General features: G+C 41.1%; 13 protein-coding genes and 3 pseudogenes. 14 read left to right on the forward strand and 2 right to left on the reverse strand.

The features are described from left to right. Window positions 1-32: 32 nt before the first annotated feature. Window positions 33-251 carry a spore germination protein gene (locus EV579_RS13890; protein WP_024423292.1) on the forward strand — a complete coding sequence of 73 codons (219 nt, stop codon included), beginning with the start codon at window positions 33-35 and terminating at the stop codon, window positions 249-251. A 30-nt stretch (window positions 252-281) separates the two neighbouring features. After that, on the forward strand, window positions 282-683 hold the full coding sequence (locus EV579_RS13895; RefSeq protein ID WP_024423291.1) for a YugN-like family protein: 402 nt from the start codon (window positions 282-284) through the stop codon (window positions 681-683). Here EV579_RS13895 and EV579_RS13900 read toward each other — a convergent pair. After that, the gene (locus tag EV579_RS13900) at window positions 680-1,666 is read right to left on the reverse strand and encodes a potassium channel family protein (protein ID WP_024423290.1); all 987 of its coding nucleotides are present in this window, start codon (window positions 1,664-1,666) and stop codon (window positions 680-682) included. The two genes, EV579_RS13895 and EV579_RS13900, sit on opposite strands and share 4 nt — an antisense overlap. Window positions 1,667-1,791: 125 nt before the next feature. On the opposite strand from EV579_RS13900, the gene EV579_RS13905 reads away from it, so the two are divergent. The 6 genes from EV579_RS13905 (at window position 1,792) to EV579_RS13930 (ending at window position 5,948) form a co-directional block, all read left to right on the forward strand. Continuing rightward, window positions 1,792-2,016 carry a YuzI family membrane protein gene (locus tag EV579_RS13905; protein ID WP_024423289.1) on the forward strand — a complete coding sequence of 75 codons (225 nt, stop codon included), beginning with the start codon at window positions 1,792-1,794 and terminating at the stop codon, window positions 2,014-2,016. 80 nt (window positions 2,017-2,096) lie between these two features. Further along, on the forward strand, window positions 2,097-2,771 hold the full coding sequence (locus tag EV579_RS13910) for a zinc metallopeptidase (RefSeq protein ID WP_024423288.1): 675 nt from the start codon (window positions 2,097-2,099) through the stop codon (window positions 2,769-2,771). Window positions 2,772-2,820: 49 nt separating this feature from the next. Further along, window positions 2,821-4,113, forward strand: coding sequence for a hemolysin family protein (locus EV579_RS13915; protein ID WP_024423287.1), 1,293 nt, complete (start codon window positions 2,821-2,823; stop codon window positions 4,111-4,113). Between the two features lie 113 nt (window positions 4,114-4,226). Then, complete coding sequence (locus EV579_RS13920) at window positions 4,227-4,628, forward strand: secondary thiamine-phosphate synthase enzyme YjbQ (protein ID WP_133744640.1); 402 nt, start codon at window positions 4,227-4,229, stop codon at window positions 4,626-4,628. Window positions 4,629-4,645: 17 nt separating this feature from the next. Next, complete coding sequence (locus EV579_RS13925; RefSeq protein ID WP_133744641.1) at window positions 4,646-5,674, forward strand: nitronate monooxygenase; 1,029 nt, start codon at window positions 4,646-4,648, stop codon at window positions 5,672-5,674. A gap of 25 nt (window positions 5,675-5,699) precedes the next feature. Next, window positions 5,700-5,948 (forward strand): hypothetical protein, encoded by a 249-nt coding sequence (locus EV579_RS13930; RefSeq protein ID WP_024423284.1) that lies wholly within the window; start codon window positions 5,700-5,702, stop codon window positions 5,946-5,948. 21 nt (window positions 5,949-5,969) lie between these two features. Here EV579_RS13930 and EV579_RS13935 read toward each other — a convergent pair whose 3' ends face one another. After that, the gene (locus EV579_RS13935) at window positions 5,970-6,710 is read right to left on the reverse strand and encodes a protein-glutamine gamma-glutamyltransferase (protein ID WP_024423283.1); all 741 of its coding nucleotides are present in this window, start codon (window positions 6,708-6,710) and stop codon (window positions 5,970-5,972) included. Between the two features lie 339 nt (window positions 6,711-7,049). Here EV579_RS13935 and EV579_RS19390 point away from each other — a divergent pair. The 6 genes and pseudogenes from EV579_RS19390 to EV579_RS19415 all read left to right on the forward strand — a co-directional run. Continuing rightward, window positions 7,050-7,916: pseudogene (locus tag EV579_RS19390) on the forward strand (cache domain-containing protein); the annotation flags it as partial. A 114-nt stretch (window positions 7,917-8,030) separates the two neighbouring features. Beyond that, window positions 8,031-8,858 carry a methyl-accepting chemotaxis protein gene (locus tag EV579_RS19395; protein WP_377923160.1) on the forward strand — a complete coding sequence of 276 codons (828 nt, stop codon included), beginning with the start codon at window positions 8,031-8,033 and terminating at the stop codon, window positions 8,856-8,858. A 280-nt stretch (window positions 8,859-9,138) separates the two neighbouring features. After that, window positions 9,139-10,029: pseudogene (locus EV579_RS19400) on the forward strand (HAMP domain-containing protein); the annotation flags it as partial. Then, window positions 10,024-10,974, forward strand: coding sequence for a methyl-accepting chemotaxis protein (locus tag EV579_RS19405; protein WP_370880890.1), 951 nt, complete (start codon window positions 10,024-10,026; stop codon window positions 10,972-10,974). The pseudogene EV579_RS19400 and the gene EV579_RS19405, both read left to right, overlap by 6 nt. Before the next feature lie 314 nt (window positions 10,975-11,288). Next, a pseudogene (locus EV579_RS19410) lies at window positions 11,289-12,185 on the forward strand (HAMP domain-containing protein); the annotation flags it as partial. After that, window positions 12,177-13,124 carry a methyl-accepting chemotaxis protein gene (locus tag EV579_RS19415; protein ID WP_369880186.1) on the forward strand — a complete coding sequence of 316 codons (948 nt, stop codon included), beginning with the start codon at window positions 12,177-12,179 and terminating at the stop codon, window positions 13,122-13,124. The pseudogene EV579_RS19410 and the gene EV579_RS19415, both read left to right, overlap by 9 nt. The last annotated feature ends 215 nt before the right edge of the window (window positions 13,125-13,339 follow it).

Consider the following 13,339-nt stretch of genomic DNA (forward strand, 5'->3'; position numbering starts at 1 on the left):
TACATAGAATAATGAATGGAGGAGGGTGAAAAATGAGGACGAATCATATTTATATTCATGATATTTCTGGCCAGGCAATCGTGAACTTTGGCAATGTCGGACGCATTTGTTCTAAAAGTGCTACGAAGGAAACAGCAGGTTCCGGCAGTGATAACGAGACGAATCAATCAACCAATCAAAGCTTATTTGATGCCGCGTTTACAAACAATGTACAAATCACGAGAGGCAAATGTATGAATTCCTCTCTTTAACGAACCCTAATAAAAAAAGGAGGGGTTCGTATGATTCATGTACCATCTAGGCTGCCTGGTGAAAGCTTTTCACTTTACCATTTAGAAGAAACGATGAAGCCGCTCGGTTATGTCATTAATGGGAACTGGGATTATGATCACGGGTATTTTGATTATAAAATTGATAACCGTGATGGCTATACCTTTCTCAGAGTTCCTTTTACAGCCGAGAAAGGCCAGCTCGATCAACCTGGTGTTGTGGTGAAAATGGGACATCCATTTCTCTTAAAGCATGTATATCAAGACAAGTTAGATGATCATGCGATGGTTGGAAATGTGGGCGCATCCTTTAACCAATTCCAAGAACCAAAAGAGAAAGATGGGGATGTATCAAAGGCTTATGCTGAGATTGGCTTTTCGCTCGTCAAGGAATTAGAAGACGCACTGCTTTAAAGGCTGATCAGTTCATCCTCTGGATGAAGCTCATAGCCAAAGGGAGGATTCATCATGGGTCCTTCTTTTTTTTGTACGCCGACGATGATCACATGATGCTCTAAAAAATGATGCAGCGCTGTTAAAAAGGTTTCTCCAGCCAATGAAGCCGGTACAGGTATGATGGTAACGTTTTTATGCAAGGTCATTTGTCGTTTTTTTGTTAATGCTGTGAGTTGTTCCTTTATCAGAAAATGTTCAACCATTAAATGATTGACAGCATCAGAGGTATGAATGACTTGGTTGGCACCAGCACGCTCGGCATTCTTCACGTAACGATCTGTTAAAATTTCAATTAAACAATATAGCGAAGGGTTTAATCCTTTTGCTGCAAGTAAGGTTAAAACACTCTGCATATCGGCTGTCACTTCATTTTCATGCTGATCCGCGGTAATCATGAGTGCATCTGCACTGGTAATGTTGGCTTTACGCAGTGTGACGTCTTCGGTCCCGTGTCCTTTAATAAAATGAACATTCTCTAAAAGAGGCCCCTCTTTCAAGGAATCATCAATCAGCACAATCGGCATAGCTGGATCAATCGTTTGAAACGACTGAAGAAGTTTGTTCGTCTTCTCATTCCAGCCGACGATAATGAGATGTCCTTTTCCCTTAAAGGCTACCTTGCCCTCAACATAATGGTGCTGCTTGCTGAACACAGCGGCGGCAAGTGTGGCGAAATAAGCGGTGACAAAGCTGGCTCCGATAAAGATGAGCGCCATACCAGCCACCTGTCCTGGCATGGTTTGCGGCACAAAATCTCCGTAACCAACCGTAGAGACTGTAATGAGCGCCCACCAGATTCCATCAAAGATCGTATGATACTGCTTCGGTTCAAGTAAAACGATTAATTGTCCAAAAAAGAGAAGCAAGAAACAGATGATGATGGCAATTCGAAGATAAAGCGGCCACCTTAGCCAAGCAATAAAGATACGGTTTGATTTCATCGGACTCTTCCTTTCAGGAGACTGCTAATGTCAGTATGCCCGATTGGGAACACATTTTTTCATCTTTGTCATGTATTGAAATAGAACCCATATCTTAAAATAGGGAGAAGAAGGAGGGAATTCGAATGTCGTTTGTTCAAAAGACCGTACTTCTTTTTATTGGTGTGCACTTTTTATCATCAGCTGTCATCTTACTCGTGTTTGATTTAAATGCTGTGAATCATTTTATGAATGATTTTTCATGGCTGCACTTTTTTCAAGACCTTTATGGTACGGGAACCTTTTATACAGCTTGCTTAGGTGTGTTCTTCTTTTTCATTGGTGCGGTTATCCCCCTGAAAAAGACCTAGTGCTTTTTGCTGTACATGGTACATAAAAGTCATTAAAATTGTAAATAAATATATAAAATAAAAGGAAGCTGATGAGCATGCTGTTTTTTTATTTTTTAACATTTGCCGCATTGGGATTATCATTTTGGGCACAATTTAAAGTGAAGAATAATTTTGAAAAGTATTCAAAGGTGGAAGCATCCAGTATGAAAACAGGTGCTGAAACCGCTCGATATATTTTAGATCGCAACGGGTTATACGACGTGCCTGTTGAACCGGTAAGAGGAACTTTGACTGATCATTACGATCCGACGCAGCGTGTGGTTCGTTTATCTGAACCTGTGTACTACGGCCATTCCATTTCGGCCATTTCAGTCGCATCACACGAGGTTGGACATGCCTTGCAGCATCAGGAATCCTATGGTGCGCTTGTTTTGAGACATAAGATCTTTCCTGTCGTGAACTTTGCATCTGGTGTTGCTCCGCTTCTTTTCCTTGGTGGAATTTTGCTCAGCAGCCTTAACTTAATCGGGCTTGGGATCATTTTGTTCTCAGCAGCTGTATTCTTTCAGCTTGTGACATTGCCTGTCGAGTTTAATGCAAGTTCTCGTGCAAAAGATATCATTGTTTCAGAAGGAATCATTAGAAGCAGTGAAGAAAGAGGCGTGAACAAGGTGTTAAATGCTGCAGCTCTGACGTACGTAGCAGCGGCCCTTGTCTCCCTGTTTGAATTGCTCCGTTTTGTAATGATCTTCCTAAATGGCCGTAATGATTAATTGATGCCAGAGGAGGTGAGCCCTTACCAGTGTTAGGTAAGGGTTTTTTTTGTATATTTTAAACGTATTTTTAGTCATATTACTCATTGCTGCGACAGCATTTTTTGTTGTCACTGAATTTGCGATTGTGAAAATTAGGGGCTCTAAAATCAACCAGCTGATCGAAAGCGGTGATAAGAGAGCCATCCATGTTCAAAAGCTGATATCAAATCTCGACGAATATTTATCCGCCTGCCAACTTGGCATTACCATCACGGCCTTAGGTCTAGGGTGGCTGGGTGAACCGACGGTGGAGCATTTTCTGCATCCGCTGTTTGAAAAAATCGGGCTTCATTCTGCATTGACTGACATCCTTTCGTTTATCATCGCATTTGTGATCATTACGTTTTTACATGTCGTGGTGGGAGAACTCGCGCCTAAAACAATTGCCATTCAAAAGGCAGAGGCCGTCAGCCTTGTGACAGCAAAACCACTCATCTTTTTCTATAAAGTCATGTACCCGTTTATTAAGGCATTAAATGGGGCTGCACGAAGCATCGTGAAATTATTTGGTTATCATTCTGTCAAAGAACATGAAGTGGCGATCAGTGAGGAGGAATTGCGACTCATTTTATCTGAAAGCTATGAGAAGGGTGAGATTAACCAATCTGAGTACAAATACGTGAATAAAATCTTTGAATTTGATAACCGAGTGGCGAGAGAGATCATGATCCCGCGTACAGAAATTTCAGCCATAGAGATTGAACAGACCTTAGAAGACGTGACCCATTATATGCTGAACGAAAGGTACACACGCTACCCTGTTATTAAAGAAGACAAAGATCATGTGATTGGTGTTATTAATAGCAAAGATGTATTTAAGGCCAGCTTCCTAAATCAAGATGTATCGATTGAAGACTTAATGCGTCCGGTGATACGAGTGATTGAAAGCACCCCTGTTCAAGAATTGCTCATTTTGATGCAAAAGGAACGAATCCATATGTCAGTGCTCGTAGACGAATACGGAGGTACAGCGGGACTTGTCACAGTAGAGGACATATTAGAGGAAATTGTCGGAGAGATTCGAGACGAATATGATCAGGATGAAACACCTCATATCGTTAAAAAAGGTGATTTTCATTATGTGATGGATGGGAAAGCATTGATTGATGAAGTAAATGATTTATTGGATTTAGCCATTGAAAATGATGATGTTGATACAATTGCAGGCTGGATGATGACGCATAAATTTGATTTTGACATTGGAGATACGATTGAAGCTGAAGGCTGTGAATTTACGATCATTGATGCTGAAGACCACCATATTCGAACCATTGAAGTCAAAAAGGTTCACTTTTCTTAAAAACCTCGCATTGCTTGACGAGGTTTTTTTGCTTGGTAAACTTTAGATAAGAAGATTTGTTTCACATAAAAAGGGTATGGTTTTTATAGAAACGTCAAAAAGGAGCAGCTCATATGAAAAAAATCAATGTACAAACAGACAGACGCGATGACATGATCGACGTCACACACGAGGTTCTCCAATATGTCAGGGAAACAGGCATACAAAACGGAACTGTCATCGTCTATTGTCCACATACGACAGCTGGGATCATCATTAATGAAAATGCGGATCCAGATGTGAAACGGGATATGCTTCGCCGGCTGGATGAAGTCTTTCCGTGGAAACATCCAAAGGATCGCCATATGGAAGGAAATACGGCAGCACATATGAAAGCGAGTTATATGGGGGCGTCTCAGCATGTTCTCATTCATGATGGAGATCTTGTGCTAGGCACGTGGCAGGGAATCTATTTCTGTGAGTTTGACGGGCCGCGGCAGCGTCATTTTTATGTACAAGTGATGTCAAACGAGTAAGAGATGGGGGGAAATAAATGGGGGATATCAAAAAGTTGCAAATCGAACATGGAATCATCCAAGCGCCAATGGCAGGAGGAGCTGTGACACCGCAGCTGGCAGCCGCTGTTTCAAATTACGGAGGGCTTGGCAGCCTGGCAAGTGGATATGTGCAGCCTGACGATTTGAGACAGCAGATTAGACAGGTCAAACAGCTGACATCTCGCCTGTTTCAGGTCAATGTGTTTGTACCAGAGCCAATTCCTGATGTGAAAAAAGAGGATGTGGCATTTTGGGAGAGGAAACTGCCTGTATGGCCCGAAGCTCATAGGATGCCAAGCGAAGAAGAATTGTGGGATGATTTTGAACAGAAAATCAACATTCTTCTGGAAGAAGACGTTCCGATTGTTTCCTTTACATTTGCCTGTCCAAAAGAACAAACGATTCACCGCCTAAAACAAAAGGGGATCTTTTTAATCGGAACGGCCACAACAAAAGAGGAAGCACTGCTTTTAGAGGAAAAAGGAATGGATGCCATTGTTCTGCAAGGAAGTGAAGCAGGAGGGCACCGCGGCACATTTTTACATACAAAAGGAGACGCTCTTCTGGGACTCATCAGCCTGATCTCTGATGTTAAACTGGTCTGCCGCGTGCCTTTGATTGCCGCAGGAGGCATCGCGGACCGATCAGGTGTCAAAGCAGCGCTAGCGCTTGGAGCAGATGCGGTTCAAATCGGTACACGGTTTTTAGCCAGCAAGGAAAGTGCTGCGGCAGAAGTATATAAGAAGGCTATTTTACAGGCAGAAGGCAGTGAAACAAAGGTGACCAGGCTTTTTTCTGGGAAAAGAGCGAGAGGTATTGTGAATCAGTGGATGGAGGATGAAAGCCTGCATGAAGATCGGGTTCTTCCTTATCCAGTTCAGCATGTATGCACAACACCGATGCGAAAAGCAGCTGCTGCCGGCGGTAACCCTGATCAAATGGCTCTGTGGGCAGGACAGGGGATTGGACGTATTCACTCGATTTTAAGCGTTGAAGACATCATGCACGAACTGACGCAGACATAAAAATCATGATGGGTGGTGTGACAGGATGGACATCTTAAAACATTCCTACCGAAAAAAAGGCCAGATTGAATTTTGGTTTGATGATTTCCCTCATTCTCCTGCTGTCCTTACGCCCATTCGTCATTACTATTTTGTTCGCTACGTGAAATGGAGCCGGCACGACTCGCCGGTTACAAGAAAAGATTTAGAAGAAATGGAGGTCCTCGCGAACACGATGCTTGGCACACTCCAAAATTATCGTAAACGCAAGGCATACAAAAGCCCCTTGTCATAACCAAGAGACAAGAGGCTTTTTTTAGCTGCCAAACATTTGCCTGAGATAAATGACATCCATCCGTGTAGTCTGCGGTAATAAATAAGCGGATTGAACCGCACCTGGCCGTCTTCTCTTATTTAGTTTGTCGATAATTTCTGCCGCTGTTAAAATTCCAAGCCCATGACCGTAATATTGATCTTCTCCTAAGTAAATCACATTTTCTCCGCGCCATTGCGACTGCTGATAGCTAAACTCTGGATTTTCGAAATATAGACAATCCCCATAGATAAAATCATTCCCGCGCTCTGTATAAATCGACAAAGTATCATAGTGCCAGTCATACAATGTTAAACTGCGAAGTCTTCGATTAAACTTCTCCTCTCCTACTGTTTGCAAGACCCCCATATAAAACACAATGACAATTGCGGTTGCACATTCAAATGCATATTTTGAACCATTTTCAAAAATGTCTTTAATGCCTCTAGATGGCTCCACTTGATAGCGCAGCTCTAGTGCTCCTGCTTCCGATACTCGCCAAAACGCATCATTTGCACGCGATCTTTGAAAGATGGCAAATGAGGCACCACTTTTATTCAAATCTCTTGCAGCATTCATAATGTTTGATCTTAAAGTGACCTCAAATAGCAAATCAGATGCTTGCCTATAGCGGAACGTATCATTCGAGGCCTGTAACTGCATCAAAATGCTCCGCTTTTGTCCCTCTAGCTGAAACGATGCCAGCTGTTCATTTGTCACTGGCTGTCCTGAAAGGATAATCATATGAAAAGCGCCCCCTTTTGTATTAGCGTATGCAGGGTGCTTGGGCAAGGAATCAATTTGTGAAAATAAACAAAATAGCATCCTTTTTATTTGAAAAACATGAAAATACTATGAAGATGTCCGATATAAAACATATCGTTTAAAAGGAGGAAAAACATGAAAAGTGCAATAAAATGGTTGAAAAAACCATCGATTTCCAAAAGACTGATTATTTCATTCACACTTGTTCTCGTCTTGCCCATTATTACACTCAGTACGATTTCATATCAGATTGCCAAAGAAGAACTAGATCATGAAATCATGTACGGAGCAAATGCAAGAGTCAATGAACTGAATGACATGATCGAGCAAAAGCTTTCGAATAAGGAAAATGCGGTGAAACTTTTTTCTGCAACATCTACTGCTGCAGACTTTAAAAAGAAAAACCAGGACGAACTGTATGAGCATCTTGAGATATACAGCAAAATCAATGAAGATGATGTGGTTGGTTTTTATGCAGCAAGTAAAAATCGTGATTTCATTCAATTTCCTAAAGTAGACATGCCAAAAGGCTATGATCCAACAACACGCGATTGGTATCAGCAAGCAATGCAGAATGAAAAAGGAGAGCCGGTTGTCACCAATCCATACATCTCTGCTACAACAAACGGCATGGTAGTCACGATTGCCCAGCGCCTGAAGGACGGGTCGGGAGCGATCGGAATTGACATTGATGTGCAAGACATTGTAGATAAAATAAAAGATATTAAAATTGGACGAGAAGGATATCCAATTATTGCAAATAAAAACAAACAAATTGTAGCCCATCCAGAAGAAAAATCAGGATCTGAAGTCACAGGAAATATTTCATCAATCCTTTACAGCGGCAAAGAAGGAACATCAACTTATGAGAATAAAGGAGAAAAAAAACGTATCGTTTTTGTCACAAATGATTTAACAGGTTGGAAGATTGCTGGAACGATGTTTGTATCAGAAACAGAAGAAGCAGCACAGCCAGTTTGGAATTCTGCCATTATTCTTTTAATTTCTTCATTTATCCTTGGCGGTGTCGCTATCTTCTTCATCGTTCGCTCGATCACGATTGGATTGAGGAGGCTTGTTGATTTCTCAGAAAAGGTGAGTGAAGGGGATTTAACAGAAACCCTCGAAACCAAATCGAAGGATGAAATAGGAGATCTCACAAGAAGCTTCAGCAAGATGAGTGAATCTCTTCGTGACGTCATTCGCGCTGTACAGCAATCTGTCGACAACGTCGCTTCGGCTTCAGAGGAGCTGACGGCAAGTGCCAGCCAAACGAGTCAAGCAACAGAGCATATCACGATGTCAATTGAACAATTTTCAAATGGAAATGAAGCACAAAACGAGAAAGTCGAATCCAGTACGAATCAGCTTGTGGCAATGAACGAAGGATTACAAGATATGTCACAAACCTCATCTGAAGTGGCTGCTGTCTCACTTCAATCAACAGAGGCGGCTGGTCAAGGCGGCCGAATTGTTGAAAGCACAGCAAGCCAAATGAAACATATTGATACATCTGTACAAGAAGCAGAACAGGTCATGAAAGAATTAGAATACAAGTCTAAAGATATTACGAGTATTTTAAATGTCATTAACGGCATCGCGGATCAAACAAACTTACTTGCGCTTAATGCAGCAATTGAAGCAGCAAGAGCAGGTGAATCAGGACGCGGCTTCTCCGTCGTTGCAGAAGAAGTGAGAAAACTAGCTGTCCAATCCGCAGATTCAGCGAAAGAAATTGAGAAGCTTATCCAAGAAATTGTGTTAGAAATTTCCAAATCTCAAGATATGTTCAAAGCAGTCAATCGAGAAGTAAACGCAGGGCTTGGTATGACAGAAGAAGCAAAAGAAAGCTTCCAGCACATTTATGAGGCGGCAGAAGGAATGTCGAAAAAACTGTCGCAATTAAACGATACAGCCATTGACCTATCAAGCGGTTCAAAGCTAGTTTCACAAGCGATGCAGGAGATGCGCCAAGTCTCGAGAGAAAGCGCAGCAAACATTCAGGACATTGCGGCTTCTGCAGAAGAGCAGCTAGCATCTATGGAAGAAATCACATCTTCTTCTGTGACACTTGCCAACATGGCAGAGGAACTAAAAGAGCTCACAAGTCAATTTAAAATTAATTAAATGATGATGAAAAGATATCCAGAATTGTCTGGATATTTTTTTTATTTTTAAACGTCACTTCCAGCCTCTAAAAATAAACCTTTCATCCGATAATAACTTTAGAGAAGTAAAGGGGGAAAGTAAAATGGGAAAAATGATCCAATGGTTCAAAAAACCATCCATTTCAAAGAAATTAATCATTGCCTTCTTGGTAGTTCTTATCCTGCCGACCGTGGCACTGACAATTAGTGCATTTTTTACATCAAAGACAGAACTAGACAAACAGATTATGGGCAGTGCGATGAGTCAGGTCAATGCATTTGATACCTTAATCAATGAGAATATTGGCAACAAATCAGATGCTGTGACACTGTTTTCAGACTCGCTCAAAGCGTCTAATCTTCAAGAAAAAAATAGAAATGCGACCATTAAAGAATTACAGCAATTTGGAAAAATTAATGAAAAGGATGTATCCGCGATCTATGCAGGCTCTGAAAAGGGATTGTTTATGCAATACCCAGTTCAAAAGATGCCAGATGGCTACGATCCAAGAGAACGTCCATGGTATCAAGAGGCATTGAAAGCAGAAAACGGCAAACAAGTCATCACAAAACCATATGTAGCAGCATCTACAGGCAAAATGGTGATCACAATTGCCCAAAAAACGAAAGATGGTTCAGGTGTCATTGGTCTTGACATGGAAATTGACAGCCTGCTCCAAAAACTAAAAGAAATCAAAATTGGGCAAAAAGGCTATGCTTTCATGATGGAGAAAGATAAAACGGTTTTAGCAGATCCAACCCAAAAGTCAGGAAGTCAGGTCAATGAAAATCTGGCCAGTATTATTTATAAAAACAAAGAAGGAAGCGGCAGCTATACCCTCAAAGGAACAGATAAAAAGGTTGCATATGTCACCAATGAATTAACCGGCTGGAAAATTGGTGGGACGATGCTCGTATCTGAAGTAGAAGAAGCGGCAAAGCCCGTTTTCAATACTGCCATTATCGTATTCAGTGTCACACTCATTGTAGCAGGAACCCTCATTTTCTTTATCGTCCGCTCTATTTCAAAAAGATTATCCAATCTTGCCCGCTTCTCGAAAAAAGTCAGCGAAGGTGATTTACGCGATAAGCTTCAGATTCAGTCAGATGACGAAATTGGACAAGTTGGTAAAGGCTTTAATACGATGATTGATTCATTGCGATCCCTCATTGGAGCCGTTCAAACTTCAGTTGAAAATGTCGCATCTTCATCAGAAGAACTGACTGCCAGCGCAGGACAGACAAGTAAAGCAACAGAGCATATTACACTAGCCATTGAACAATTCTCCAGCGGAAATGAAAGCCAAAATGATAAAGTCGAATTGAGCTCAGTCGAGTTAGAAGAAATGAACCGTGGTCTTCAACATATGAATGAATCGGCTGAATCTATTACGGCTTCATCGATCAAGTCAACAGATATCGCAGGAGAAGGCGGCCAGCTTGTTGAAAAAACGGCTTCTCAAATGAATGTCATTGATCAGTCCGTGAAAAAAGCAGAGAATGTCATCAGTGCACTTGAAAGTAAATCGAAAGACATTACCCAAATTCTCGGTGTCATCAATGGAATTGCCGATCAAACGAATTTACTTGCGCTAAATGCAGCGATTGAAGCAGCAAGAGCTGGTGAATCTGGCAGAGGCTTCTCCGTTGTAGCAGAAGAAGTAAGAAAACTGGCGGTTCAATCTGCCAACTCGGCAAAAGAAATTGAGAATTTGATCAAAGAAATCGTGCAAGACATCGACGTATCCCAGGAAGTATTCACTGCGGTGAATCGAGAAGTTCAATCAGGCCTAAGCTTCACTGAACAAACGAAAGTAAGCTTCCACAATATTTTTGACATGACAAAAGAAATTTCTAACCAGCTTCAAACAATGAATCAAACCGTTGTTCAGCTTTCAAAAGGCTCTGCACATGTGTCAGAGGCTGTTCGTGAGATTGCAGACGTATCACGTGAAAGCTCGGCAAATATTCAAGACATTGCTGCTTCAGCTGAAGAACAGCTGGCATCAATGGAAGAAATCAGCTCGTCCTCTGCCACACTCTCTTCGATGGCAGAAGAATTACGCGATTTAATTAGCAAATTTAAAGTTGAGTAGACAGGAAGAAAAGAGCCTCTAGCTAGAGGCTCTTTTTTATTGGATAAACCAAAAGAAATGGGCAATTATACTTATTTTTTGTTTTTATTGAACATTATTCCTTGAAAAATAATTCATATTACCTAAGAATAGAAGAGAAAGACCACAAATCATAAATCAAAAGGAGTAGAGTCATGAAAAAATTCAACTTTTTTAAGCACTTTACGATGTCGAAGAAATTAATTACTGCATTCTTAGCGATTCTCCTAGTGCCAATTCTCGTATTGGCCGCATTTTCTTATGAAGTGGCATCAAAGTCTCTCAATGATGAGATTATGTCTAGTGCTGCAAATGGTGTTCAACAATTAAACGAACTCATTAATAAAGATATACAGCCTAAAATTGACATTGTTTCATATTTATCCAGATCGGTCAAAAAGGAAGAATTGACTGCTAAAAACAAAGATTTACTCAAAGTGAAATTAGAGCAATTATCGGAAACAGATGATGATGTAGTAGAAGTATTTGTTGCAGATCAAAATGGTAAACTAACTGAATATTCCGAGATTCACAAAGGTAATGCAAAGAGCGCAAAAAATGAACCATGGTTTCAGCAATCGATGGGAGAGAAGAAACTCATTATTTCAGATCCTTTCACTGACAAGTCATCAGATGACCTGCTTATCACAATATCTGAACAGTTAGCAGATGGATCTGGTGTGATTGGGGTGAATGTTCGATTAAATACGGTTGTAAAAGATACAAACAGCATCAAAATTGGCCAAGAAGGCTATGCGTTTATCGCCACATCAGATCAGCGTTATGTGGCCCATAAAACCGATAAGGCGGGGACAAAGCTGACTGGTGACTTCATCTCAAAACTATATGATAAAAAAGAAGGCAGCTTTGAATATGAATACAATGGCCAGCCGAAGCAAATGTTTTTTGCCACAAATGAAGCAACCGGCTGGAAGCTAGCTGGAACGATGTATGTGAATGAAGTAAAAGAAGCCGCACAGCCAGTGCTCGACTTAACATTGATTATCCTTGCGGCTGCGATTGCCATTGGCGGAATCGCGATTTATTTTATTATTAAATCGATTCGAAAGCCACTGATAGAGCTCTCTGAATCGGCTGAGAAAATCAGTCAAGGTGATTTGACCCAGCATATTGAAGTTCGTACGCACGATGAAATTGGTAAGCTAGCGCAGAGCTTTAACGACATGTCAGCAAAGCTGAAGCAAGTCATTCAAGCTGTCCAAAATTCCATTGAAAATGTGGCTGCTTCGTCTGAAGAGTTAACGGCAAGTGCAGGACAGACAGCTCAAGCGACTGAGCATATCACATCATCTATTGAACAGTTCTCAAACAGCACTGAACATCAAAATGATATGATCGAAAAAAGCTCAGTCCAGTTAAACGAAATGGATCGGAGCTTATCGCATATGGTCGACACAACCTCTCATATGATGGAATCGTCGATCGAATCGAGCAAAACCGCTCAGGCTGGAGGAGAACTCGTTCAAAAAACAGCAGGTCAGATGCAAACGATTGAGCAGGCAGTAAAAGAAGCAGAGCTTGTCATTGCAGGCTTGGAGCAAAAATCAAAGGATATTACAAACATTCTTGGGGTCATCAACGGTATTGCGGATCAAACGAATCTCCTTGCTTTAAACGCTGCGATCGAAGCCGCACGAGCAGGTGAAGCAGGCAGAGGCTTCTCTGTTGTCGCAGAAGAAGTCCGCAAGCTGGCAGAGCAGTCAGGAAGCTCTTCAAAAGAAATTGAAAGCCTGACGAACGAAATTGTGGAGGAAATAGAAAAATCGCAGAAAATGTTTAAACAAGTAGCAGGTGAAGTACAATCTGGATTAAACATTACAGATGAAACGAAAGTGAGTTTTGAGAAAATCACTGATAAAACATCAGAAATGACAGAACAAATGAAACAAATGAACGGATCAGCCAAAGAGCTATCGCATGGCTCAAATGATATTTCTCATGCGGTGAATCAAATCAAAGAGCTCTCAAGAGAAAGCTCAGCAGGCTTCCAAGATATCGCGGCATCAGCAGAAGAACAGCTTGCATCTATGGAAGAGATCAGTTCATCCTCTGCCACTTTATCTCAGATGGCAGAAGAACTAAGGGAGCTCATTAAACAATTTAAAATGTAAGAGAGTAGCGAAGCACCTGACGCCAAAACGTCAGGTGTTTTTCCATTCGATGCATATAAATTGGGTAATTTGGACTTATTTAGACTTTAATAAGTTAAAAAAGTAAAGAACCTAGTAGTACTTCCGATATATATACTATCTTACTAAAAGGAGTTTTCTTTTTTATGAAATTCATACAGTATTTCAGAAAGCCATCTATTTCAAAAAAGCTCGTA

The sequence above is a fragment of the Bacillus sp. BK450 genome (genome assembly GCF_004364885.1).
Lineage (GTDB): Bacteria > Bacillota > Bacilli > Bacillales > Bacillaceae > Bacillus > Bacillus safensis.